Source organism: Streptomyces sp. NPDC056169 (assembly GCF_042268445.1).
Taxonomy (GTDB): domain Bacteria; phylum Actinomycetota; class Actinomycetes; order Streptomycetales; family Streptomycetaceae; genus Streptomyces.
The window spans coordinates 32,024-54,766 of record NZ_JBHJUO010000014.1 but is presented as its reverse complement, the minus strand read 5'-3'; the positions used below and the strand labels follow the sequence as shown (position 1 = coordinate 54,766).

Here is a 22,743-nt window from a genome sequence, read left to right as displayed (position 1 = left end):
TCATCTCTATGCCAGATTCAGCGCAGCCCACTGGTCGACGGAGAGGTCACCGACATGCCGGTCCAGCACGCCCCCGGGGAACGACTCGCCATGGAACGCCGCACCATCGAGGTCATCCCGGACGCCGAGCGGCACGGTACGCCGCGCAGCCAGTTCACCCTGTGGTTCGGCGCCAACATGCAGATCACCGCGATCGTCGACGGCGCCCTGGCCGTCGTCTTCGGCGCCGACGCGCTGTGGGCGATACCCGCGCTGCTGCTCGGCAACGTGCTCGGCGGCACCGTGATGGCGCTGCACTCCGCGCAGGGCCCGAAGCTCGGCGTACCGCAGATGATCTCCAGCCGTGCGCAGTTCGGCGTGTACGGCGCGGTCCTGCCGCTGCTCCTGGTGATCCTCATGTACCTCGGCTTCGCCGCGACCGGTAGCGTGCTGGCCGGGCAGGCCGTGTCCGAGATGCTGCACATCGACAACACGAACGCCGGCATCCTGATCTTCGGTGCGCTGACCGCCGTGGTCGCCGTCACCGGCTACCGGCTCATCCACATCGCCGGCCGCATCGCCACCGTCGTCGGCGTGCTCGGCCTCGGCTACCTGCTGGTGCGGGTCTTCACGCAGTACGACGTCGGCGCGCACGTCGGCACCAAGGGCTTCGATGCCGCGACCTTCCTCCTCGCCGTGGGCCTCGGCGCCGGCTGGCAGCTGACCTTCGGCCCGTACGTCGCCGACTACTCGCGCTACCTGCCGCGCGACACCAGCACGCGCGCGACGTTCTGGTCCACCTTCGCCGGCTCCGTCATCGGCTCCCAGTGGTCCATGACGCTCGGCGCGCTCACCGCGGCCGTCGCGGGCAAGGCCTTCCTGACCGACCAGGTCGGCTTCCTCGGCGAGCTGGCGGGCCCGGCGTTCCTCGCGGTGCTCGTCTACCTGGTGATCGTGGTCGGCAAGCTGACCGTGAACTGCCTGAACGCGTACGGCGGTTTCATGTCGATCCTGACCACCGTCACCGCGTTCGACGGCCGCTCCCGGATCTCGGCCGCCGCGCGCGCCGCGTACATCGTCGGCTTCACCGCGGTGTCCGTCGTCATCGCGCTCGCCGCCAGCGCCGACTTCCTCACCAACTTCAAGAACTTCGTGCTCCTGCTTCTGATGGTGTTCACCCCGTGGAGCGCGATCAACCTGGTCGACTACTACCTGATCTCCCGCGAGCGCGTCGACATCCCCGCGCTGTACGACCCGGAGGGCCGTTACGGCCGCTGGAACGTCACCGCGCTGACCTGTTACGTCGTCGGTGTCGTCGTGCAGGTCCCGTTCCTGGCCACCAAGCTGTACACCGGCGCGCTCACCGAGCGGCTCGGCGGCGCCGACATCTCGTGGATCGTCGGCCTCGTGGTCACCTCGGTCCTGTACAGCCTGTGGGCGCGGCGCACCGCCAACCCGCCCGCAGCGACCGTCCACCCCGCCGAGACCGGCGACCCGGCCGAGGCCGTCAACCCGGACGCCCCGGTCGCCACGGCCGGCTGACCAGGCGTCACCCGAGGGGCGTGACATCCGCCCACAAGGCGACGGCGTCGGGCGCGAGCGGCACGACCGCTCCGCCCGGCGCCGGCTCGTCCGCGTCCCACCACAGACCCTGACCGGACGCCAGGACGCGCCCGGCGGTCCCCGCCTGCCACCGTCCGTCCAGGACGTAGAGCACCCCGGCGTGCCCGGCGGGCGGCGCGACCGGGCCGGTGACCCGCTCCACCCGGGCCGTCGAGCGTCCGCGCCGCACCATGATGTTGAGCACCCGGCAGGCGCCGCCCGGCAGTTCGGCGGCGAGCGCGAGGTCCCCGGAGAACGCGAACGGCTCGCCCGCCCGCGCGAGGAGCCGGTCGAACGCCCCGGGGGCGGTCAGCCGCACGCCGGCGCCCGACAGCAGGGTGAGCGTCCGGTCGATGCCGGGGAACGCCGAGAACGGCCCGTCCCGGTCGATGTCGGCGATGCTCGCGCGCCACCCGAACTCCTCGTCGCCCACCGGCGCCGAGACGATTTCCCTGGTCGCGCCCCCGCCGTTGCGCCACCGGCCCGCCGTCAGCGTCTCGACATCGAAGTGGTGCATGGGGCGGGCTCCTGACGTCGGTCCGGTACGGATGTGGATCATACGGTCAGGTCGCGGGAGAGCCGTGTCCGCGCGAGTGGTTGACGAAAGGTCTGGACCAACCTACGGTCTCCTGCAGCGCGCGCCATGCCTAGGACCACCCCCCCCACGTCCCAAGGAGCACGCATGCCAGGCCCTCGGATCACCCGTGTCCTCGGAGCGGGGCTCGTCACCCTGCTCGCCGCCGCCACCCTCGCCGCCCCCGCCGCAGCCGACAGCGCGCGGCCCGAGCGCACCGCCGTGTCCGCTCCCGCCCCCGCGGCAGCCGCCGCGGACACCTGTGCTCCCAAGCCGAAACCCGCCGGGAAGGTGCTCCAGGGGTACTGGGAGAACTGGGACGGCGCGGCCAACGGCGTGCACCCGCCCTTCGGCTGGGCGCCCATCGACGACCCCCGCTTCACTGCCCACGGCTACAACGTCATCAACGCCGCCTTCCCCGTGATCCGTTCGGACGGGACGGTGCTGTGGGAGGACGGCATGGACAGCACCGTCCGCGTCGCCACCCCGGCGGAGATGTGCCGCGCCAAGGCGGCCGGCGCGACCATCCTGATGTCCATCGGCGGCGCCGCCGCCGGAATCGACCTGAGCTCGCGCGCCGTCGCCGACCGCTTCATCGCGACGGTCGTGCCCCTCCTGCAGAAGTACAACTTCGACGGGATCGACATCGACATCGAGACCGGCCTGGTCGGCAGCGGCGCGATCGGCACCCTCTCCGCCTCGCAGGCCAACCTGGTGTACATCATCGACGGAGTCCTCGCCCGCATGCCCGCCGGCTTCGGACTGACGATGGCGCCGGAGACCGCGTACGTCACCGGCGGCAGCGTGGCCTACGGGTCGATCTGGGGCGCGTACCTGCCGATCATCAAGAAGTACGCCGACAACGGGCGCCTGTGGTGGCTCAACATGCAGTACTACAACGGCAGCATGTACGGCTGCTCGGGCGACTCCTACTCCGCCGGAACCGTCGCCGGGTTCGTCGCCCAGAACGACTGCCTGAACCGCGGCCTCGTCATCCAGGGCACGACGATCCGCGTGCCGTACGACAAGCAGGTGCCCGGCCTGCCCGCCCAGCCGGGCGCGGGCGGCGGCCACATGGCGCCGTCGGCCGTGGCCCAGGCCTGGAACCACTACGGCGGGGCGCTCAAGGGCCTGATGACCTGGTCGGCGAACTGGGACGGATCGAAGAACTGGACCTTCGGCAACAACGTCAAGGCACTCCAGGGCCGCTAGGAGCGGCGTCACCCGGCCCGCCCCACCCGGGGCGGGCCGGGTGACGCCTTCGCGGTTTCCGCAGGTCGTACCGGTGCCGCGACGCCCGCCGGGGTTACGGTCGGCGCCATGGAAGGTGAACGTCAGGGCTGGCTCCGGTGTCTCCTCGCCGGAGCCGTGTTCGTCGTGTGCATGGCCGGAACCACACTGCCGACGCCGCTCTACCCCCTCTACCAGGAGAAGTTCGGCTTCTCCGAGCTGACCGTCACCGTCGTCTACGCCGTGTACGCCTTCGGGGTCATCGGCGTCCTCCTCCTGGCGGGCAACGCCTCGGACACGATCGGCAGGCGTCCGACGCTGCTCTGGGGCCTGGGGTTCTCGGCGGCCAGCGCCGTCTGCTTCCTCTGCGCGAGCGCGGTGGGCTGGCTGTACGCGGGCCGGCTGCTGTCCGGTCTGTCGGCCGGACTCTTCACGGGCGCCGCCACCGCGTACGTCATGGAGCTGGCCCCGCGCGGCGGCGCGTCCCGGGCGACCTTCGTGGCGACCGCCGCCAACATGGGAGGTCTCGGCTGCGGCCCGCTGCTCGCGGGCCTGCTCGCCGAGTACGCCCCCGAGCCGCTGCTCCTGCCGTTCGCCGTGCACCTCGTCCTCGTGCTCCTCAGCGTCCTCGTCGTGCTGAGGCTTCCCGAGACCGTACGCGAGCGCCGGCCCCTGTCCGCCGTCCGGCCGCAGCGGCCCGCGCTCCCCGCCCAGGTGCGAGCGGTGTTCGTGCCGGCGGCGATCGCGTCCTTCGTGGGCTTCGCCCTCTTCGGCGTGTTCACCTCGGTCAGCCCCGCCTTCCTCGCCCGCTTCCTGCACGTGGACAACCACGCCGTCAGCGGTCTGGTCGTGGCCCTGGCCTTCTTCGCCTCCACCGCGGGACAGCTCGCCGTCGGCCGCGTCGGCGTGGCGCGCTCGCTGCCCCTGGGCTGCGCCGTGCTCTTCGTCGGCCTCGTCCTCCTGGCGGCGGCGCTCTCCACGGACCTCCTGGTGTTCGTCGTCCTGTCGGCCGTGGTCGGCGGCGTCGGACAGGGCCTCGCCTTCCGCGCGGCCCTGTCCTCCGTCGCCGCCGCCGCGCCGGAGGACCGGCGCGCGGCGGTCATCTCGACCCTGTTCGTCGTCGCGTACACGGGCATCTCGATCCCGGTGATCGGCGTCGGGCTCCTGGCCGACCCGCTCGGACTCGAAGGGGCGGGACTGGTCTTCATCGCCTGCATGCTGGTGCTCGTCGCCTCCGCCGCCGTCTACCTGATCCGACGGCCGGTGCGGGTGGCGAGCCCCTGACCGCCCGCGCTCACCCCGGCGCCGATGCCAGGCCCAGGTCGGCCGCCAGCCGCGTACGGTGCCAGGCCGGCGGGCCGAAGAGCAGGGACGAGCCGTGGGCGCGCTTGAAATAGCGGTGCGCGTCGTGTTCCCAGGTGATGCCGATGCCGCCGTGCAACTGGATCATCTCGCCCGCCACCACCGAGAACGCCTCCGAGCAGGCGGACTTCGCGGCGGCCGCGCAGCGGGCCGCGTCCGGCGCCCCCTCGGCCGCCGCGAACGCGGCCCCGAGCGCCACCGAACGCGCCGACTCCACCAGGACGTACGCGTCCGCGAGCCGGTGCTTCACCGCCTGGAACGAGCCGATGGGCCGGCCGAACTGCACGCGCTGCCCCGCGTAGGCGACGGTGAGTTCGAGGCAGCGCGCGGCGGCGCCGACCTGCTCGGCGGCGAGCGCCACGCAGGCCGCGTCGAGGACCTCCCGCAGCACCCGCTCGCCGTCGCCCTCCGCCCCGACCAGCCGACCCTCCGCCCCGGCGAGGACCAGACGCGCCTGCCCCCGGGTCGAGTCCATCGTCACCGTCGGCGTACGCTCCACGCCCGCGCCGTCCCCGGACACCTCGAAGAGCGAGACCCCCGCGCCCGTCCGGGCGGCCACGAGCAGCACCTCGGCCCCGGCGCCGTCGAGCACGTGCTCCTTGACCCCGGTGATCCGCCAGCCACCGCCGGGCGCGGGCAGGGCCTCGGCCCGTACCGCCGCCGGGTCCCAGGAACCGGCCTCGGCCCAGGCCAGGGACCCCACCACGGCACCGGAGGCCAGTCCCGGCAGCAACTCCGCGCACGCCGCCGCGTCGCCCGAGGCGAGCAGCGCCCGCACCACGAGCACGGCGGAGCCGAGGAACGGGACGGGGCTCAGCTCCCTGCCCAGCTCCTCCATCACCACATGGACCTCACGGGCCCCACAGCCGGCGCCGCCGTACGCCTCGGGAACGGCGAGCCCCGCGACGCCGATCTGCTCGGTCAGCGGACGCCAGGCGGCGTCCCCCGCATGGCGCCCGAGCAGCGCCCGTACAGCGGACCGCAGTTCCTCTTGTTCCTCCGTCAGCCTCATGCGCTCTGCTCCTTCCCGTAGGGCTCGACACGACTCGGTACGGCAGCGGGGGCGGGGCCCGCCGCCGGGTCCTCCAGCGACAGGTCCCGGCCCCGGGTCTCGGCGACGCGCCACACGGCCAGCGCGGTCACCAGACCGCAGGCGAGCGCGAGGACCGCGAGGGGAGCGCTCCGCGCGCCGCCCGACGCGGAGAGCAGGCTGCTCGCGAACAAGGGGGTGAAGCCGCCGCCGATCAGCGCGGCCAGCTGGTAGCCGAGGGAGGCACCGGTGTACCGGACCCGTGTGCCGAACAGCTCGGAGAGCAGCGGGCCCAGCGGCGCGTACATCGCCGACTGCACCACCTGGCCGAGGACCATGCCGAGGACCAGCAGGGCGGGGGATCTGGCGTCGACCAGGGCGTAGACCGGGAAGGCGAGCAGGACGACACCCGCCGCGCCGCCCAGCACGACGGCCCGGCGGCCCACGCGGTCGGAGAGCGCGGAGAAGAACGGGATCGTCACCAGGCCCGTGACCGAGGTGAGGACGAGACCCGTCATCACCTCGGAGGTGGCGTACCCGATGGCCGTCGCATAGGTGAGCATGTACGTGCTGATCAGTGCCGTCAGGGCGAAGGGGCCGATGCCCACGGCGCACGCGAGCACGAGGTTCCGGGGCCTGCGCAGCACCTGTGCCAGCGGCACGCCGGGTTCCTGGCCCGCGCCCTCCGTCCGCGCCGCCTGCCGGAACAGCGGGCTCTCGGTGATGCTGACGCGCACGTACAGGCCGATGGCGAGGAGCACGGCGCTGAACAGGAACGGGACGCGCCAGCCCCAGGCGAGGAAGGACTCGCGGGGCAGCAGCGTGGTCAGGGTGACCGCGACCGTGGAGAGCAGGAAGCCGATCGGTGACCCCATCTGCATCACCCCGCTCCACAGGCCGCGGCGCTTCGGGTCGGCGTGCTCGACGACCATGAGCGTGGCGCCGGCCCATTCCCCGCCGATCGCGAGGCCCTGCACGACGCGGAGGAGGACGAGGAGGACGGGCGCCGCGACGCCGATGGCGCCGTACGTCGGCAGCAGCCCGATCAGCAGGCTCGCCACCCCCATGAGGACCATCGTCAGGACCAGCATGGACTTGCGGCCGAGCCGGTCGCCGAAGTGGCCGAAGACGGCGCCGCCGAGCGGCCGCGACACGTAGCCGGCCGCCAGCGTCCCGAAGGCGGCGATCGTGGCGACGGCGGGATCGGAGCCGGGGAAGAACAGCGGGCCGAAGACGAGCGCGGCCATCGTGCCGTAGAGCAGGAAGTCGTAGTACTCGATGACCGTGCCGAGCAGGCTCGACAGCGCCACGCGGCGCAGCAGCGCGGGGTCCGACGGTCTCTCGGGGGAGTGCGGGGACGGTGCGGAGGACATGGGGGCTCCCGGGTGCGGTGGGGAAGCGGGGGGTCGGTGAGCGGTGCGATGGCGTACGGCCCGTACGCGGCTCGCTCTCCCGGGCGGGTGGGCCGGGCGAGCGAGCCGGTGGCGTCGGCGGGCGGGGACGCGGGCGCGGGCGCGTCAGGGAGCGAGGACGCGGGCGCGGCAGGCGGCGGGGGTGCCCCAGGCCTCGCGCAGGGGACGTGCCTTGCGGATCCACAGGGACAGGTCCAGCTCGTCGGTGTAGCCGACGGCGCCGTGCAGTTGCAGGGCCGCGCGGGCGGCGGCGTAGGCGGCGTCGCCCGCCGCGACCTTCGCCGCGGCGATCTCGCGCCCGGCCTCCGGGCCGTCCCCCCCGGCCAGGGCCAGCGCGGCCGAGTGGAGCAGGGGGCGCGCGAACTCCAGGGCGAGGAGCGTGTCGGCCAGACGGTGCTTCACCGCCTGGAACGAACCGATGGCGACCCCGAACTGGGTGCGCTGCTTGACGTACGCCACGGTCCGGTCGAGCAGCGCGCGGCCCAGCCCCAGGGCCTGGGCGGCAGTGACCAGGGCCGCCACGTCGGCGGCGTGCGCGGCGGCCGCGGCCACCTCGGGGCCCCTCGCCAGGACGGTGCCGCCGAGGGGCCGGGCCAGCCGGCGCGCGGGGTCGGCGGAGGGATTGACGGGAGCGGCGTCCTCCGTCACCAGCAAGGTGTCGCCCTCCACGACCAGCACGGCGTCGGTCGCGTCCGCGTCCAGGGCGTAGGGGCTGCCGGCGGCCGGCACGCACAGCGAGACCACCGCCTTGCCGGAGGCGATCCGCGGCAGCCAGGCCGCCGCCGCCTCGTGGTCGCCGAGGCGGTCGAGCAGCGAGGCCGCGGCGACCGTCTCCACGAGCGGGCCGGGGACGGCGTGGCGACCCGACTCGGTGAAGGCCACGACCAGTTCGACGGGCAGCGGGCCGAGCCCGTCGTACGGCTCCGGTACGGCGAGGGCGAAGACCCCCGCCTCCGCGAGCCGGGACCAGAGCGCACGGCCCGGCGCGGTGTCACCGGCGGCCCAGGCACGTACGGCCCCCGGGGTGTCGGACGCCGTGAGCATGGCATCCAGCGAGCGGGCGAACTCCCGCTGCTCGTCGTCGAGGAGGAACCGCATCACCGGCGTCCCTTCGGCAGGCCGAGCAGCCGCTCGGCGATGATGTCGCGCTGGATCTCGTTGGTGCCTGCATAGATCGGCCCGGCGAGCGAGAAGGTGTGGCCCTCGGCCCAACTGCCGTGGGCGGGGGCCTCGGTGGCCTCGTCGGACAGCTCGCCGTACGGGCCGAGGACGTCGAGCGCGGTCTCGTGGAGCGCGATGTCGAGTTCGGACCAGAAGACCTTGTTGAGGCTGGACTCGGCGCCGAGCGTGTCCCCGTCGGCGATGCGGGAGGCGTTGGCGTAGGTGAACAGGCGGTAGGCGCGGGCCCTGATGACCGCGTCGGCGACCCGGTCGCGCAGGGCGGTGTCGGACGGGTCGGCGCCCTCCCGCCACAGCGCGGCAAGCCGCTCGGCGGCGGCCGTGAAACGACCGGGGCTGCGCAGCGTGAGCCCCCGCTCGTTGCCCGCCGTGCTCATGGCGACCCGCCAGCCCTGGCCCGGTGCGCCGATGACGTCCTCGTCGGGCACGAAGACCTCGTCGAGGAAGAGTTCGGCGAAGGCGGGCTTGCCGTCGAGCCGCCCGATGGGCCGTACGGTCACCCCCTCCGCGTCGAGCGGGAACATCAGATAGGTCAGGCCCTGGTGCGGCCTGCCCGCCTCCGGGTCGCTGCGGAAGAGGCCGAAGGCGCGGTCGGCGAAGGCCGCCCGGGACGACCAGGTCTTCTGCCCGCTCAGGAGCCAGCCGCCCTCCGTGCGGACGGCGGTGGAGCGCAGACTCGCGAGGTCCGAACCCGACTCCGGTTCGGACCAGGCCTGGGCCCAGATGACCTCGCCGGACGCCATGGAGGGGAGGATCCGGGACCGCTGCTCGTCGGTGCCGTGCTCGAAGAGGGTGGGGGCGAGGAGGTTGATGCCGTTCTGGCTGACCCGGCCGGGCGCGCCGGCCGCGAAGTACTCCTCCTCGAAGATCAGCCACTGAAGGACGGAGGCGCCCCTGCCCCCGTACTCCGCGGGCCAGGAGACCACCGACCAGCGGTCCGCGAAGAGGGTCCGCTCCCACTCCCGGTGGGCCGCGAAGCCGTCCTCCGTCTCCAGTGAGGGCAGGGGGACGGCGGGCACGTGGGCGTCGAGCCAGGCGCGGGCCTCGGCCCGGAAGGCGTCCTCCGCCGTGGTGAAGTCGAGGTCCATCAGGCTCCCGCCGCCTTCATCGCCCGGATGTCCATGCCGCCCAGCGCGTCGGGGGCGGTCTCCGCGTTGTGCGCGTGCGCGAGGTGGTGCAGCCCGAACACCGAGTCCATGCCGGTGTGCATGCCCTGGAGGTCCTCGGCCTGGTTGACCGCGCGCTTGGTCAGGGCGAGGCCCATGCGCGGCATCTCGGCGATCCTGTTGGCCAACTCCATGCTCCGGTCGGTCAGTTCCTCGCGCGGGACGACGCGGTTGACCATGCCGACCTCGTAGGCGCGGCGGGCGCTCATCCGGTCGCCGGTGTACAGGAACTCCTTCGCGATGCGCGGGGGCATCACCCACGGGTGGGCGAAGTACTCGACGCCCGGGATCCCCATGCGGACGACCGGGTCGGCGAAGAACGCGTCATCGGAGGCGACGATCAGGTCGCAGACCCAGGCGAGCATCAGGCCGCCCGCGACGCAGGCGCCCTGCACCGACGCGACCATGGGCTTGGGCAGTTCGCGCCAGCGCCGGCACATGCCCAGATAGACCTCGGACTCGCGGGCGAAGCGGCTCTCCGCGCCCTCCTTGTCCGAGTGGTCCCACCAGAGACCGGCCCTGCGCGCGAACGGCAGGTGCGCGTCCCGCTCGGGGGTGCCGATGTCGTGTCCGGCGGAGAAGTGCTTCCCCGCCCCGGCGAGTACGACGACCTTGACCTCGCTGTCGTCGGCCGCGCGGTAGAAGGCCTCGTCCAGGGCGTACGTCATCGCGGAGTTCTGGGCGTTGCGGTAATCGGGCCGGTCCATGGTGACCACGGCGACGGGGCCGAGGCGTTCGTACCGGACAGGCGACGTGGACGTCGATGGGGACGTCGATGGGGATGTCGATGTGGTGCGGGCAGCGGACACTCGCCCTCCTTCCCTAACAAGTGTTTGGTAGGTTAACGTACGGCCATGAGCAACGTCGAGGAGTTCCGCGCAGAGTTCCGCAGCTGGCTGCGCGCCCACCTCACCGGCGAGTTCGCCGCCCTGCGAGGGCGCGGAGGACCCGGTCGGGAACACGAGGCCCATGCCGAACGCCTCGCCTGGGAGCGGCACATGGCCGCCGAAGGATGGACCTGCGTCGGCTGGCCGAAGGAGTACGGCGGACGCGGCGCGACCCTGGAACAGCAGGTCGCCTTCCACGAGGAGTACGCCCTCGCCGACGCCCCCGCCCGCGTCGGACACATCGGCGAACAGCTCCTCGGACCCACCCTCATCGCCTTCGGCACGCCCGAGCAGCGCGAGCGCTTCCTGCCGCCGATCGTCGCCGTCGAGGAACTGTGGTGCCAGGGCTACAGCGAGCCGGACGCCGGGTCGGACCTGGCCAACGTACGGACCCGCGCCGAGCGCGACGGCGGGCAATGGGTGGTCACCGGCCAGAAGATCTGGACGTCACAGGCGCACGAGTCCGACTGGTGCTTCGTCGTCGCCCGCACCGAACCCGGATCGGTCCGCCACCAGGGCCTCTCCTATCTGCTCGTCCCCCTGCGCCGGCCCGGAGTCGACATCCGGCCCATCGTGCAGCTCACCGGCACCTCCGAGTTCAACGAGGTGTTCTTCGACGGCGCCAGGACGGACGCGGCGAACGTCGTCGGCGCCCCCGGCGGCGGCTGGAAGGTGGCCATGGCCACCCTCGGCTTCGAGCGGGGCGTCTCCACCCTCGGCCAGCAGGTCGGCTTCCGCCGCGAGCTGGAGGCCGTCATCGACCTGGCCCGGCGCAACGGCGCGGCGACGGATCCCCTGATCCGCGACCGCATCGCCCGCGCCTGGATCGGCCTGGAGACCATCAGGTTCAACGCCCTGCGCATGCTCGGCGGCGTCGCGGCCGGCGCCCCGGGCCCCGAGGCGTCCATCGGAAAGATCTTCTGGGCCACCTGGCACCGCGAACTGGGCGAACTCGCCATGGACGTCTGCGGCGCCGACGGCATGCTCGCGGCCGGCGAACCGTACGACCTCACCGACTGGCAGCGGCTCTACCTCTTCTCCCGCTCCGACACCATCTACGCCGGCTCCAACGAGATCCAGCGGAACATCATCGCCGAGCGCGTCCTCGGCCTGCCCAAGGAGGTCCGCCCGTGACCCGCACACCACCCCCCTACGTCCCGGGCCACGGGCTGCTCGCCGGCCGGAGCGCCGTGGTCACCGCCGCCGCCGGCGCCGGCATCGGGGGCGCCACCGCCAGGCGGCTCCTGGAGGAAGGCGCGCGCGTCGTCCTCTCGGACGCCCACGCCCGCAGACTCAAGGAGTCCGAGGCCGAACTGGCCGCGGAGTTCGGAGCCGACCGCGTCGCCGCCCTGCCCTGCGACGTCACCGACGAAGCCCAGGTGGCCGCCCTCCTCGACCTCGCGGAAGAGCGCCACGGACGCCTCGACATCCTCGTCAACAACGCCGGCCTCGGCGGCACCGCCGACCTCGTCGACATGACCGACGAGCAGTGGGACAAGGTCCTCGACGTCACCCTCAACGGCACCTTCCGCTGCACCCGCGCAGCACTGCGCCGCCTGAAGACCGCGGGCACCGGCGGCGTCGTCGTCAACAACGCCTCCGTGGTCGGCTGGCGGGCCCAGAAGGGCCAGGCCCACTACGCCGCGGCCAAGGCCGGCGTCATGGCGCTCACCCGCTGCGCCGCCCTGGAGGCCGCCGAGTACGGGGTACGGGTCAACGCCGTCTCCCCGAGCCTGGCCATGCACCCGCACCTGGCGAAGGTCACCACTCCCGAACTCCTCGAAGAGCTCACCGCCCGCGAGGCCTTCGGGCGGTACGCCGAGCCCTGGGAAGTGGCCAACGTGATCGTGTTCCTGGCCAGCGGGTACTCCTCGTACCTGACCGGCGAGGTCCTCTCGGTCAGCAGCCAGCACCCATGAGCCGCAGACCGTGGTGAGCCCGGCGCCCGAGCGACGCCACGAGCTCCTCGCCACCGCCGCCGAGGTCTTCGCCGCCCAGGGGTACAACGCCACCACCGTGCGCAAGATCGCCGACGCGGCGGGCATCCTCGCGGGCAGCCTCTACTACCACTTCGACTCCAAGGAGTCGATGCTCGACGAGATCCTCTCCGGCTTCCTGAACGAGCTGTGGAGCAGGTACGACACCGTGCTCGCCGCGGGCCACGGCCCCAGGGAGACCATCGAGGCCCTCGTCACCGAGTCCTTCCGCGAGATCGACCGGCACCGCGCCGCCGTCGCCATCTACCAGAGGGAGTCCCGGCACCTCCGGGAGCAGCCGCGGTTCGGCTACCTCGACGACTCGCAGCAGCAGTTCGAGAAGGCCTGGCTCGGCACCCTGGAACGCGGAGTGGCCGCCGGGGTGTTCCGGGCGGACCTCGACATCCGGCTGACGTACCGCTTCGTGCGCGACACCGTCTGGGTCGCCGCCTCCTGGTACCGGCCCGGGGGACAGCACAGCCCGGAGGAGATCGCCCGCCAGTACCTGTCCGTGGTGCTGGAGGGCATCGCACTCCGTACACGACACGCACGCGTGACACAGGAAACGTGACACAGGAAAGAGGAGCGGCCATGGCCGAGGCATACATCATCGAAGCGGTGCGCACCCCCGTCGGCAGGCGGAACGGCGGCCTCGCCGCCGTCCACCCCGCCGACCTCGGCGCCCATGTGCTCAAGGCGCTGATGGAGCGCGCGGGCGCCGACCCCGCGGCCGTCGAGGACGTCGTCTTCGGCTGCCTCGACACCGTCGGCCCGCAGGCCGGTGACATCGCCCGCACCGCCTGGCTGGCCGCCGGCCTCCCGGAGGAGGTGCCCGGCGTGACCGTCGACCGACAGTGCGGATCCTCCCAGCAGGCCCTGCACTTCGCCGCGCAGGGAGTCCTGTCCGGCACCCAGGACCTGGTGGTCGCGGGCGGCGTGCAGAACATGTCCCTGGTCCCCATCGCCTTCGCCAGCCGCCAGGCCGCCGCGCCGCTCGGACTGACCGACGGCCCGTACATCGGCTCCGAGGGCTGGCGGGCCCGCTACGGCGACCAGCCGGTCAACCAGTTCCACGGCGCCGAGCTCATCGCCACGAAGTGGGGCATCTCCCGCCGGGACATGGAGGAGTTCGCCCTGCGCTCGCACCAGCGGGCCGCGCGCGCCATCGACGAGGGCCGCTTCGAGCGGGAGATCGTGCCGTACGGCGACGTGACCACCGACGAGGGCCCGCGCCGCGACACCACCCTGGAGAAGATGGCGGGCCTCAACCCGGTGGTCGAGGGCGGCCGGCTGACCGCCGCGGTCTCCTCGCAGGTCTCCGACGGAGCCTCGGCGATGCTGATCGCCTCCGAGCGGGCCGTACGCGAGCACGGCCTGACGCCGCGCGCCCGCGTCCACCACCTGTCCGTACGGGGCGAGGACCCGATCCGCATGCTGTCCGCCCCGATCCCGGCGACGGCGTACGCGCTGAAGAAGGCCGGGATGACGCTCGACGACATCGACCTCGTGGAGATCAACGAGGCCTTCGCCTCGGTCGTCCTCGCCTGGCTGAAGGAGACCGGTGCCGACCCGGAGAAGGTCAACGTCAACGGCGGGGCCATCGCCCTCGGCCACCCGCTCGGCGCGACCGGCACCAAGCTGACGACCACCCTGCTCCACGAACTGGAGCGCACCGGCGGCCGCTACGGCCTCCAGACGATGTGCGAGGGCGGCGGCCAGGCCAACGTCACCATCATCGAGCGCCTCTGAACGACGGCCCCTGAACGACGGCCCCTCATGCGACATGCCCGCCGGGTGACGACACCCCGGCGGGCATGTTCATGAGGTCGGCCGCTCAGCCGCTCGGCCGCTCAGCCGCTCAGCCGCTCAGCCGTTCAGCCGGTGGCGCGCGGCAGCGACCGCAGCGTGGCCCGCGCCTCCGCCATGATCCGGTCGACGAGCTCGGCGCACGACGGCAGATCGTCGATGAGCCCCGCGACCTGCCCGGAGGCCATCACCCCGAGATCGGTCCGGCCCTCCACCATCGACGCCTTGAGCAGCATCGGGGTGTTGGCCGCGAGCAGGATCTGACTCCAGGTCATGTCCTTGCCGTGCTTCATCGCCAGACCGTCACGGACCATCCGCGCCCAGCTCATGTCCGTCTCGCGCCGGAAGGCCGCGGCGTGCCGCACCGCCCGCAGCAGCGACGCGGCCCGGCCCGAGCGCTCCAGCGCGTCGACGAGCTCGGAGCGCAGCATGCGGTGCGGCAGACCGTCGACGGCGGTGGTGACGGTGACGTCCTGGACCGTGGCGGCCAGATAGCGGGCCTTCACCGCGTCCGGCACGGTCGAGTCGGAGGTGAGCAGGAAGCGGGTGCCCATGGCCACCCCGGCCGCGCCGTGGGCGAGGGCCGCGACCAGGCCGCGCCCGTCGCGGAAGCCGCCGGCCGCGATCACCGGGATGTCCACGGCGTCCACGATCTGCGGGAGCAGGACGGTGGTCGCGACGCTCCCCGTGTGACCGCCGCCCTCGCCGCCCTGCACGAGCACCGCGTCGGCGCCCCACGCGGCGACCTTCTCGGCGTGCCGCTTGGCCCCGATGGAGGGGATGACGACGACGCCCGCGTCCTTGAGCCGCGCGATCAGCTCGCGCGACGGGGCGAGGGCGAACGAGGCGACCCGTACACCCTCGTCGATGATGATCTTCACGCGCTCGCCCGCGTCCCCGGCGTCGGCGCGCAGGTTCACGCCGAAGGGCGCGTCCGTACGGGACTTCACCTCGCGCACCGCCGAGCGGAGCTGCTCGACGGTCATGGTCGCCGACGCGAGGATCCCGAGCGCGCCCGCCGCGGCGGTGGCCGAGACCAGCCGGGGACCGGCCACCCACCCCATGCCGGTCTGGACGAGGGGGTGCCGCACCCCGACCAGTTCGGTGAGGGGGGTGGCGATCGTGACGTCGCTCATGCGGGGACCTCGCGGTCGCGCAGCCCCTTCGGGTCGATCTCCTCGCGGATCAGCCGCAGTTCCTCCGCGGTCGGCTCACGGGTGTAGGGCACCTCTTCGGGGATCGTGAGCCCGAACCCGGTGGCCTCCGTGACCTGTTCGACGGTGACACCGGGGTGCAGCGAGCGCAGCCGCATGGTGCGGTCCGGGGTGTCGAAGTCGAAGACCCCCAGATTGCTGACGACTTCCGGGATGCGGTGGTAGCGGGTCGCCGAGGGGCCGGCCGCGGCGGCGCGGTCGTAGCCGACCCCGGAGACCATGTCGACCCGCTCGACGAAGACCCGCGCCGAGTGCTTGGGGACCCAGTAACTCGTCGGGTTGTTGAGGGTGTTGACGGGCGCGCCCCGGACGCCGAGCAGCTGGCGCTTGGGTCGCGCCCAGTCGCCGATGCAGCTGATGTTCTGGTTGCCGTACCGGTCGATCTGGCTCGCGCCCATCATCACGTGCCGCCGCCCGGTGGTGACCAGCGCCAGGTGCTGGCGGTACGGCAGCCAGCCCTCCACCACCCGGGGCGGGGCACCGACCGCCGGCACGTCGCCGATGAGCAGCGCCTCGCCGTCGGTCAGGAGCAGGTCGGGGGAGAAGGTCAGCCGGGCGAGCCGGGCCCCGATCGTCGGGACGGTGCCCATCGGGCTGGCCAGGATCTCGCCCGCGTCCCGCCACGCCTCGGCGCACGCCACGACGCAGTACTCGGCCCGCGTCGCCGTCGTCGCTTCCGTCGTACGGCTGCCGCTCATGCTTCCTCCTCGTGGAACGCCGCGACCGCGGCCTGGTACGCGTCCTCGTCGCCAGACAGGAACCGCTCGGTGAAGACCCGCCAGGCCTCCGGGTCGCGGGCGGCGGTGACGTAGGCCCGCTGGAACGTCTCGTCGCGGTCGTAGTCGGGGGCGCAGGAGGTGAAGTGCGCGCCGTTCGGGGTCTCGACGACGCCGCTGACGAACGCGCGCTTCACGAGCAGGGACTGCGGCCCGGAGTCCTTCAGCAGCTCGGAGGTCTCCACGACCCGCTCGCACGAGACGTACGCGGTGTCCGCGGCCTCGCAGAAGAGGTCGTCGAAGTACGGGTCGGGGCCCAGGTACTGCCCGTTGCCGTGCACGTCGGCGCGGTTGAGGTGGACCAGCGCGGCGTCCAGGCGCAGCGCGGGGACGGCGACGAACTCCTCGCGGTCGTCGTACGGCGAAGTGACCGTCCGCAGCGAGGGGTTGACGCTCATCAGGTCCGATCCGAGCCCCGCCCGGACGGGCATGAACGGCAGCCGCTGCGCGGCGGCGGTCAGCCCCCACATGACCATGGCCTCGTCCAGCTCCACCATCTCGAACGCACCGCTCTGCCGGGCCGCGACGAAGTGCGGCTCCAGGGGCACCGAGTCGAGGGTGGCGAAGGCGGCGACCAGCTTGCGGACCTTCCCGGCGGCGGCGAGCAGCCCGACGTCCGGGCCGCCGTACGAGACGACGGTCAGATCGGTGAGGTCCGAACGCAGCAGCACCCGGACCAGAGCCATCGGCTTGCGCCGCGAGCCCCAGCCGCCGATGCCGATCGTCATCCCGCTCTCCAGGCGGCCGACGACCTCCTCGGCGGTCATCGTCTTGTCCCTGCTCACGACTGCTCCTCCTCGATCGTCTCGTCGGACTTGTTCGCTTCGTTCGCTTCGTTTGCTTCGTTCGCCTTGTCCGTCTCCTCCGGCGTGCTCGGCTTCCCCGCGCCGAAGGTGTCCCGGACCCGGTCGGCGACACCGCTGAGATTGGCCTCGAAGGTGAAGCCCTGCTCGAAGCGGTAGCTGCGGTGGACGTCCACCGGGTCGATGCCGTTGATCGCGGCCTTGGCGAGCCGGATCAGCTGACCGTCCTTGGCCGCGATCTCCCGGGCCACCTCGAGGGCCGCCTCCCGCAGCCCTTCGCGCGGGACGACCCGCCACACCGAGCCGTGCCCGTGCAGCTCCTGGGCGGTGACGGTGCGGGAGGTGTAGTACAGGGCCCGCATCAGATGCTGGGGGACCAGCCGCGAGAGGTGGGTGGCCGCGCCCAGCGCGCCCCGGTCCAGCTCGGGCAGACCGAAGGTCGCGTCGTCGGAGGCGACGACGACGTCGGCGTTGCCGGCCAGGCCGATCCCGCCGCCCAGGCAGAAGCCGTGCACGGCGGCGACCACCGGCACCTCGCAGTCGTAGACCGCGCCGAACGCCTCGTAACAGCCGCGGTTGGCGCCGAGGAGGGCGTCGTGCCCGGTCGTGCGCTGGATTTCCTTGATGTCGACGCCGGCGTTGAAACCGCGGCCCCCGGCGGCCAGGACCACGCAGCGCACCTTGGGGTCGGCGCCGGCGGCGCGTACCGCGGCGGCCAGGTCGTACCAGCCCTGTACGGGGAGGGCGTTGACCGGGGGGAAGTCCACGGTGACGACGGCGATGCCCTCTTCCGGGGCGGAGGTGGAGACACCCATGAGCAGATCAGCTACCTTTCCACCTAACGTTTGTTAGGTGGAAGATAGCAGCGGTTCGCGCGCTGCGGGAGGTGCCCATTGACAGCGATCATCGATCTGTCGGGATCCGTCGCCGTCGTCACCGGCGGAACACGGGGTGTCGGCGCGGGAATCACCCGCGCCCTGCTGGAAGCCGGCGCGGAGGTCGTCACCTGCGCGCGCCGGCCTCCCGACGAGCCCGTCGAGGCGGCGGGACGCACGGCCCGCTTCCTCCCCGTCGACCTGCGCGACCCGGACGCGGTCCGCGGCTTCTTCGACCGGGTGCGCGACGACCACGGACGGCTCGACACCCTGGTCAACAACGCCGGCGGAACCCCGTTCCGGATGCTCGACGACGGCGGAGCCGAGCGACAGGCCCGGGTCGTCGAACTGAACCTCGTCGCCCCGCTGACCGCCTCCCTCGCCGCGTACGAGGTGATGCGCCACCAGACCGGGGGAGGGGCGATCATCATGATCGGCAGCGTCAGCGGCACCCGCCCGTCACCCGGCAGCGCGGCCTACGGAGCCGCGAAGGCGGGCCTGGACAACCTCGCCCGCTCCATGGCCGTGGAATGGGCGCCCCGGGTGCGGGTCAACACGGTCGTCCTCGGCATGGTGCGCACCGAACTCTCCCACCTGCACTACGGGGACGAGGAGGGCGTCGCCGCCGTCGGCCGCACCGTACCCCTCGGCAGGCTCGCCGAGCCCGCCGACATCGGCGACGCCTGTGTCTTCCTCGCCTCCGACCGCGCCGCCTACATCAGCGGTGCCAGCCTCCACGTCCACGGCGGCGGGGAACGCCCCGGCTTCCTCGACGCCGCCACCGTCAACCGAAGGAACACACCATGACAGGACTCTGCAGCGGACGCGTCGTCATCGTCACCGGGGCGGGTCGCGGCCTCGGCCGCGCGCACGCGCTCGCCTTCGCCGCCGAGGGCGCCCGGGTCGTCGTCAACGACCTCGGAGTCGCCGCGGACGGCAGCGGAGGGGGCGGGGGCCCCGCCCAGCAGGTCGTCGACGAGATCACCGCGGCGGGCGGGGAGGCCGTCGCGCACGGCGGTGACATCGCCACCGCCGACGGCGCGGCCTCGCTGGTCGCCACCGCCCTTGAGGCCTTCGGCCGCCTCGACACCCTCGTCAACAACGCCGGATTCCTGCGCGACCGCATGTTGGTCAACCTCGACGAGGACGCCTGGGACGCCGTCATGCGCGTCCACCTCAAAGGCCACTTCCTGCCGCTCAAGTACGCCACCGCGCACTGGCGCGCCGAGGCCAAGGCCGGCCGGACGCCCGAGGCGCGGGTGATCAACACCAGCTCCGGAGCCGGGCTCCTCGGCAGCGTGGGCCAGGGCAACTACGCCGCCGCCAAGGCCGGAATCATCGGCCTCACCCTCGTCGCCGCCGCCGAGTCCGGCCGCTACGGCGTCCAGGTCAACGCGATCGCCCCCGCCGCCCGCACCCGCATGACCGAGCAGACCTTCGCCGAGACGATGGCCGCCCCCGAGGGCGACGCCTTCGACGCGATGGCTCCGGAGAACGTCTCCCCCCTCGTCGTCTGGCTGGGCTCCGCCGCCTCGGCCGGGGTGACGGGACGGGTCTTCGAGGCGGAGGCGGGCCGGATCACCGTCATGGAGGGCTGGCGGCCCGGGCCGACGGCCGACAAGGGCGCCCGCTGGACCCCGTCGGAGGCGGGCGACACGGCCCTGAAGCTCCTCGCGGACGCGGAACCCCCGCAGCCCGTGTACGGAGCACGCTGACCGACCTCCGACCCTGCGGGGCGGGCTCGCGGCCGAACGCCGCCGGCCCGCCCCGCAGCGCGTTCCGCAGGGCGTCACGTGGCGCTTTCCGCAGGGCGTTCAGCTGCTCCGGGGGCCTTTCCCGCTCACCGGGAAATCGCGCTCCCCGCCGTCATCGGGACCCGCCTAGCCTCGCCGGACAGCCCCAACCGCCCGCAGGAGGGACCCGCCATGCTCACGGACCGCCAGAGACACGAGGCGGCCGAGCTGCTGCGCTCCGCCGAACACGGCGTCACGCCGATCGCCCCGCTGACCTCGGCCTTCCCCGGCATCGACACCGAGGACGCGTACGAGATCCAGCTCGTCAACATCCGGCACCGCCTCGCGGCGGGTGCCGAGGTGCGCGGCCACAAGGTCGGCCTGTCGTCCCCCGTCATGCAGCGGATGATGGGCGTCGACGAACCGGACTACGGCCATCTGCTCCACGACATGGAGCTGCGCCCCGACGTCCCGGTCCCCGTCTCCCGCTACTGTCACCCGCGCGTCGAGGTCGAGGTCGGCTTCGTCCTCGGCGACGACCTCCCGGGCGAGACGTGCACCGCCGCGGACGTGCTCGCCGCGACCGAACGCGTCGTGCCCGCCCTGGAACTGATCGACAGCAGGATCCGCGACTGGCGGATCACCATCGCCGACACCATCGCGGACAACGCCTCCTCCGCCGGATACGTCATCGGCGAGGGCCGCGACCCCCGCGAGCTCGACCTGAAGGCGATCGACGCGCGGCTGACGGGCGGCGGCGAGTTGCTGGCCGAGGGACGCAGCGACGCCGTGCTCGGCGACCCGACCCTCTCCGTCGCCTGGCTTGCCCGGACGGTGGCCCGCTTCGGGGTGTCCCTGAAGAAGGGACACGTGGTGCTGCCGGGCTCCTGCACCCGGGCCGTCGACGTGACGCCCGGAGCGACCTTCACCGCCGAGTTCACCGGTCTTGGCTCGGTCTCCCTGCCCTTCATCTGAGGTGATGATCATCAACACCAGGACCCAAGCGACCGCGGCGATCGTCGGATCCGGCAACATCGGCACCGACCTGCTCTACAAGCTGCTCCGCTCCGCACACGTCGAACCCCGCTGGATGATCGGCGTCGACCCCGACAGCGAAGGCCTCGCCCGCGCCCGCCGCGCCGGCCTGGAAGCCAGTCACGAGGGCGTCGACTGGCTCCTCGCCCAGGACGAGAAGCCCGACATCGTCTTCGAGGCCACCAGCGCCTACGTCCACCGGGCCAACGCCCCGCGCTACGCCGAGCTCGGCATCAAGGCGGTCGACCTGACGCCGGCGGCCGTCGGCCCCGCCGTCGTCCCGCCCGCCAACCTCCGCGAGCACCTCGACAAGCCCAACGTCAACATGATCACCTGCGGCGGACAGGCCACCATCCCCATGGTGTACGCCGTCTCCCGTGTCGTCCCCGTGCCGTACGCGGAGATCGTCGCCTCGGTGGCCTCCGTGTCGGCCGGACCCGGAACCCGCGCGAACATCGACGAGTTCACCCGTACCACCTCGCGCGGCATCGAGACGATCGGCGGCGCCGCGCGCGGCAAGGCGATCATCATCCTCAACCCCGCCGAGCCCCCCGTCATCATGCGGGACACCGTCTTCTGCGCGATCCCCGAGGACGCCGACCGGGACGCCATCGCCGTCTCCGTCAAGGAGATCGCCGAGCAGGTCGCGGCCTACGTCCCCGGCTACCGCCTGCGCACCGAACCGCAGTTCGACGACCCGAGCCCCGAGAACGGCGGCATGGCGCGCGTCGCGATCTTCCTGGAGGTCGAGGGCGCGGGCGACTACCTGCCGCCCTACGCCGGAAACCTCGACATCATGACCGCCGCCGCCACCAGGGTCGGCGAGGAGTTCGCCAAGGCGCTCCTCGCGCCTAGGCCGTGTCCGGAAAGTCCCGCCTGAGTCGCGACGCCTGGCACGCACGCTCGCCGCGTTGCCGAAATGCCCACGTAGTCCCCCGTGGCCCTCCGGGCACGGGAGGTACCCCCACCGCGTCGACTCCCTCCTCCGCCTTGCGATCCACGACACCAGACGCCGCTCCCTGATCCGGCCTGATCGACAAGGCACCCTCTTTCGCGTAAGGAGCCCACCGCATGCCCTACTCGGACACCCTCGACATCCGCGTCACCGACTCCTCGCTGCGCGACGGCTCGCACGCCAAGCGGCACCAGTTCACCGGCGAGGACGTACGCTCCGTCGTCGCCGCCCTCGACGACGCCGGCGTCCCGGTCATCGAGGTGACCCACGGCGACGGACTCGGCGGGTCCTCCTTCAACTACGGCTTCTCGAAGACGCCCGAACAGGAACTCATCTCGATCGCGGTGGAGACCGCGCGGCAGGCGAGGATCGCCTTCCTCATGCTCCCCGGACTCGGCGTCAAGGACGACATCCGGGCCGCCCACGACAACGGCGCGAGCATCTGCCGCATCGCCACCCACTGCACCGAGGCCGACATCGCGGTCCAGCACTTCGGACTCGCCCGCGAGCGGGGCCTGGAGACCGTCGGCTTCCTGATGATGGCCCACTCGACACCGCCCGAGAACCTGGCGCGGCAGGCCCGGATCATGGCCGACGCGGGCTGCCAGTGCGTGTACGTCGTCGACTCGGCCGGCGCCATGGTCATGGACGACGTCACCGCCCGCGTCGAGGCCCTCGTCGCCGAACTCGGCGACGACGCCCAGGTCGGCTTCCACGGACACGAGAACCTGGCCCTCGGCACCGGGAACTCCATCGCCGCGATCAAGGCCGGAGCGCTGCAGATCGACGGTTCCACCCGCCGGCTCGGCGCGGGCGCGGGCAACACCGCGGTCGAGGCGCTCGTCGCCGTCTGCGCCAAGATGGGCATCCGCACCGGCATCGACGTCCTGAAGATCATCGACGCGGCGGAGGACGTCGTCCGCCCGGTCATGGACGAGGAGTGCCGACTCGACCGGCTCGCCCTGCTCATGGGCCACGCCGGGGTCTACTCCAGCTTCCTCAAGCACGCCTACCGGCAGGCCGAGCGCTACGGCGTCTCCGGTGCCGAGATCCTCCTGCGCGCGGGCGAACGCCGTCTCGTGGGCGGCCAGGAGGACCAGCTCATCGACATCGCCGTGGAACTCGCCGCGCGGAACTGAACCTCCACAC

Annotated in this window: 22 protein-coding genes; 12 read left to right on the top strand and 10 right to left on the bottom strand. The window is 72.7% G+C overall.

From position 1 onward, the window contains the following. Window positions 1-54 precede the first annotated feature (54 nt). The gene (locus ACFC0G_RS23680) at window positions 55-1,521 is read left to right on the top strand and encodes a purine-cytosine permease family protein (protein ID WP_376406362.1); all 1,467 of its coding nucleotides are present in this window, start codon (window positions 55-57) and stop codon (window positions 1,519-1,521) included. Between the two features lie 7 nt (window positions 1,522-1,528). Here the strand turns inward: ACFC0G_RS23680 and ACFC0G_RS23675 are convergent, their stop codons facing one another. Beyond that, window positions 1,529-2,098: a HutD family protein gene (locus tag ACFC0G_RS23675; RefSeq protein ID WP_376406360.1), complete on the bottom strand. Its 570-nt coding sequence runs from the start codon at window positions 2,096-2,098 to the stop codon at window positions 1,529-1,531. Window positions 2,099-2,263: 165 nt separating this feature from the next. Between ACFC0G_RS23675 and ACFC0G_RS23670 the strand changes: the two genes are divergently transcribed. After that, on the top strand, window positions 2,264-3,367 hold the full coding sequence (locus tag ACFC0G_RS23670; RefSeq protein WP_376406358.1) for a chitinase: 1,104 nt from the start codon (window positions 2,264-2,266) through the stop codon (window positions 3,365-3,367). Window positions 3,368-3,475: 108 nt separating this feature from the next. Then, on the top strand, window positions 3,476-4,669 hold the full coding sequence (locus ACFC0G_RS23665) for an MFS transporter (protein ID WP_376406356.1): 1,194 nt from the start codon (window positions 3,476-3,478) through the stop codon (window positions 4,667-4,669). Window positions 4,670-4,679: 10 nt separating this feature from the next. On the opposite strand, the gene ACFC0G_RS23660 is transcribed toward ACFC0G_RS23665, so the two are convergent. The 5 genes from ACFC0G_RS23660 to ACFC0G_RS23640 form a co-directional block, all read right to left on the bottom strand. Then, window positions 4,680-5,759 (bottom strand): acyl-CoA dehydrogenase family protein, encoded by a 1,080-nt coding sequence (locus tag ACFC0G_RS23660; RefSeq protein ID WP_376406354.1) that lies wholly within the window; start codon window positions 5,757-5,759, stop codon window positions 4,680-4,682. Continuing rightward, a complete protein-coding gene (locus ACFC0G_RS23655; protein WP_376406352.1) occupies window positions 5,756-7,150 on the bottom strand; it encodes an MFS transporter in 1,395 nt (464 codons plus the stop codon). The genes ACFC0G_RS23660 and ACFC0G_RS23655 overlap by 4 nt, the downstream gene beginning before the upstream one ends. Before the next feature lie 144 nt (window positions 7,151-7,294). Next, window positions 7,295-8,287 (bottom strand): acyl-CoA dehydrogenase family protein, encoded by a 993-nt coding sequence (locus ACFC0G_RS23650; protein WP_376406772.1) that lies wholly within the window; start codon window positions 8,285-8,287, stop codon window positions 7,295-7,297. Then, window positions 8,287-9,456 carry an acyl-CoA dehydrogenase family protein gene (locus ACFC0G_RS23645; RefSeq protein ID WP_376406350.1) on the bottom strand — a complete coding sequence of 390 codons (1,170 nt, stop codon included), beginning with the start codon at window positions 9,454-9,456 and terminating at the stop codon, window positions 8,287-8,289. The genes ACFC0G_RS23650 and ACFC0G_RS23645 overlap by 1 nt, the downstream gene beginning before the upstream one ends. Next, on the bottom strand, window positions 9,456-10,343 hold the full coding sequence (locus ACFC0G_RS23640; RefSeq protein ID WP_376406348.1) for an enoyl-CoA hydratase: 888 nt from the start codon (window positions 10,341-10,343) through the stop codon (window positions 9,456-9,458). Before ACFC0G_RS23640 ends, ACFC0G_RS23645 begins: the two co-directional genes overlap by 1 nt. A gap of 45 nt (window positions 10,344-10,388) precedes the next feature. On the opposite strand from ACFC0G_RS23640, the gene ACFC0G_RS23635 reads away from it, so the two are divergent. The 4 genes from ACFC0G_RS23635 to ACFC0G_RS23620 are packed head-to-tail and all read left to right on the top strand — an operon-like array spanning window position 10,389 to window position 14,146. Then, a complete protein-coding gene (locus tag ACFC0G_RS23635; protein ID WP_376406346.1) occupies window positions 10,389-11,555 on the top strand; it encodes an acyl-CoA dehydrogenase family protein in 1,167 nt (388 codons plus the stop codon). Then, entirely contained in the window at window positions 11,552-12,340 is a 789-nt protein-coding gene (locus ACFC0G_RS23630) for an SDR family oxidoreductase (protein WP_376406344.1), read from the top strand. Before ACFC0G_RS23635 ends, ACFC0G_RS23630 begins: the two co-directional genes overlap by 4 nt. A 13-nt stretch (window positions 12,341-12,353) precedes the next feature. Then, window positions 12,354-12,968 (top strand): TetR/AcrR family transcriptional regulator, encoded by a 615-nt coding sequence (locus ACFC0G_RS23625; protein ID WP_376406770.1) that lies wholly within the window; start codon window positions 12,354-12,356, stop codon window positions 12,966-12,968. Window positions 12,969-12,988: 20 nt separating this feature from the next. Continuing rightward, entirely contained in the window at window positions 12,989-14,146 is a 1,158-nt protein-coding gene (locus ACFC0G_RS23620; RefSeq protein WP_376406342.1) for an acetyl-CoA C-acetyltransferase, read from the top strand. A gap of 125 nt (window positions 14,147-14,271) precedes the next feature. Here the strand turns inward: ACFC0G_RS23620 and ACFC0G_RS23615 are convergent, their stop codons facing one another. The 4 genes from ACFC0G_RS23615 to ACFC0G_RS23600 are packed head-to-tail and all read right to left on the bottom strand — an operon-like array spanning window position 14,272 to window position 17,811. Beyond that, the gene (locus ACFC0G_RS23615; RefSeq protein ID WP_376406340.1) at window positions 14,272-15,339 is read right to left on the bottom strand and encodes an NAD(P)H-dependent flavin oxidoreductase; all 1,068 of its coding nucleotides are present in this window, start codon (window positions 15,337-15,339) and stop codon (window positions 14,272-14,274) included. Next, window positions 15,336-16,115 (bottom strand): CoA-transferase subunit beta, encoded by a 780-nt coding sequence (locus ACFC0G_RS23610; protein ID WP_376406338.1) that lies wholly within the window; start codon window positions 16,113-16,115, stop codon window positions 15,336-15,338. Before ACFC0G_RS23610 ends, ACFC0G_RS23615 begins: the two co-directional genes overlap by 4 nt. Beyond that, on the bottom strand, window positions 16,112-16,960 hold the full coding sequence (locus ACFC0G_RS23605) for a CoA transferase subunit A (RefSeq protein ID WP_376406768.1): 849 nt from the start codon (window positions 16,958-16,960) through the stop codon (window positions 16,112-16,114). The genes ACFC0G_RS23610 and ACFC0G_RS23605 overlap by 4 nt, the downstream gene beginning before the upstream one ends. 14 nt (window positions 16,961-16,974) lie before the next feature. Next, a complete protein-coding gene (locus ACFC0G_RS23600; RefSeq protein WP_376406336.1) occupies window positions 16,975-17,811 on the bottom strand; it encodes an enoyl-CoA hydratase family protein in 837 nt (278 codons plus the stop codon). A 78-nt stretch (window positions 17,812-17,889) separates the two neighbouring features. Between ACFC0G_RS23600 and ACFC0G_RS23595 the strand changes: the two genes are divergently transcribed. From ACFC0G_RS23595 to dmpG, 5 genes are all read left to right on the top strand, one after another. Continuing rightward, window positions 17,890-18,678 carry an SDR family oxidoreductase gene (locus ACFC0G_RS23595; protein WP_376406334.1) on the top strand — a complete coding sequence of 263 codons (789 nt, stop codon included), beginning with the start codon at window positions 17,890-17,892 and terminating at the stop codon, window positions 18,676-18,678. Further along, on the top strand, window positions 18,675-19,586 hold the full coding sequence (locus ACFC0G_RS23590) for an SDR family oxidoreductase (RefSeq protein WP_376406332.1): 912 nt from the start codon (window positions 18,675-18,677) through the stop codon (window positions 19,584-19,586). Before ACFC0G_RS23595 ends, ACFC0G_RS23590 begins: the two co-directional genes overlap by 4 nt. Window positions 19,587-19,796: 210 nt before the next feature. Next, window positions 19,797-20,579 carry a 2-keto-4-pentenoate hydratase gene (locus ACFC0G_RS23585; RefSeq protein WP_376406330.1) on the top strand — a complete coding sequence of 261 codons (783 nt, stop codon included), beginning with the start codon at window positions 19,797-19,799 and terminating at the stop codon, window positions 20,577-20,579. A gap of 4 nt (window positions 20,580-20,583) precedes the next feature. Beyond that, the gene (locus ACFC0G_RS23580; protein ID WP_376406328.1) at window positions 20,584-21,519 is read left to right on the top strand and encodes an acetaldehyde dehydrogenase (acetylating); all 936 of its coding nucleotides are present in this window, start codon (window positions 20,584-20,586) and stop codon (window positions 21,517-21,519) included. Between the two features lie 191 nt (window positions 21,520-21,710). Further along, complete coding sequence (dmpG, locus tag ACFC0G_RS23575) at window positions 21,711-22,733, top strand: 4-hydroxy-2-oxovalerate aldolase (protein ID WP_376406326.1); 1,023 nt, start codon at window positions 21,711-21,713, stop codon at window positions 22,731-22,733. The last annotated feature ends 10 nt before the right edge of the window (window positions 22,734-22,743 follow it).

Excerpts from the sequence above, each read along its gene's own strand:
- ACFC0G_RS23580 (WP_376406328.1), top strand. The coding sequence starts at position 20,584 with ATGATCATCAACACCAGGACCCAAGCGACCGCGGCGATCGTCGGATCC.
- dmpG (WP_376406326.1), top strand. The coding sequence starts at position 21,711 with ATGCCCTACTCGGACACCCTCGACATCCGCGTCACCGACTCCTCGCTG.
- ACFC0G_RS23665 (WP_376406356.1), top strand. The coding sequence starts at position 3,476 with ATGGAAGGTGAACGTCAGGGCTGGCTCCGGTGTCTCCTCGCCGGAGCC.
- ACFC0G_RS23680 (WP_376406362.1), top strand. The coding sequence starts at position 55 with ATGCCGGTCCAGCACGCCCCCGGGGAACGACTCGCCATGGAACGCCGC.
- ACFC0G_RS23610 (WP_376406338.1), bottom strand. The coding sequence starts at position 16,115 with ATGAGCGGCAGCCGTACGACGGAAGCGACGACGGCGACGCGGGCCGAG.
- ACFC0G_RS23650 (WP_376406772.1), bottom strand. The coding sequence starts at position 8,287 with ATGCGGTTCCTCCTCGACGACGAGCAGCGGGAGTTCGCCCGCTCGCTG.
- ACFC0G_RS23605 (WP_376406768.1), bottom strand. The coding sequence starts at position 16,960 with ATGACCGCCGAGGAGGTCGTCGGCCGCCTGGAGAGCGGGATGACGATC.
- ACFC0G_RS23590 (WP_376406332.1), top strand. The coding sequence starts at position 18,675 with ATGACAGGACTCTGCAGCGGACGCGTCGTCATCGTCACCGGGGCGGGT.
- ACFC0G_RS23670 (WP_376406358.1), top strand. The coding sequence starts at position 2,264 with ATGCCAGGCCCTCGGATCACCCGTGTCCTCGGAGCGGGGCTCGTCACC.
- ACFC0G_RS23585 (WP_376406330.1), top strand. The coding sequence starts at position 19,797 with ATGCTCACGGACCGCCAGAGACACGAGGCGGCCGAGCTGCTGCGCTCC.
- ACFC0G_RS23660 (WP_376406354.1), bottom strand. The coding sequence starts at position 5,759 with ATGAGGCTGACGGAGGAACAAGAGGAACTGCGGTCCGCTGTACGGGCG.
- ACFC0G_RS23655 (WP_376406352.1), bottom strand. The coding sequence starts at position 7,150 with ATGTCCTCCGCACCGTCCCCGCACTCCCCCGAGAGACCGTCGGACCCC.
- ACFC0G_RS23615 (WP_376406340.1), bottom strand. The coding sequence starts at position 15,339 with ATGAGCGACGTCACGATCGCCACCCCCCTCACCGAACTGGTCGGGGTG.
- ACFC0G_RS23645 (WP_376406350.1), bottom strand. The coding sequence starts at position 9,456 with ATGGACCTCGACTTCACCACGGCGGAGGACGCCTTCCGGGCCGAGGCC.
- ACFC0G_RS23600 (WP_376406336.1), bottom strand. The coding sequence starts at position 17,811 with ATGGGTGTCTCCACCTCCGCCCCGGAAGAGGGCATCGCCGTCGTCACC.
- ACFC0G_RS23635 (WP_376406346.1), top strand. The coding sequence starts at position 10,389 with ATGAGCAACGTCGAGGAGTTCCGCGCAGAGTTCCGCAGCTGGCTGCGC.
- ACFC0G_RS23675 (WP_376406360.1), bottom strand. The coding sequence starts at position 2,098 with ATGCACCACTTCGATGTCGAGACGCTGACGGCGGGCCGGTGGCGCAAC.
- ACFC0G_RS23620 (WP_376406342.1), top strand. The coding sequence starts at position 12,989 with ATGGCCGAGGCATACATCATCGAAGCGGTGCGCACCCCCGTCGGCAGG.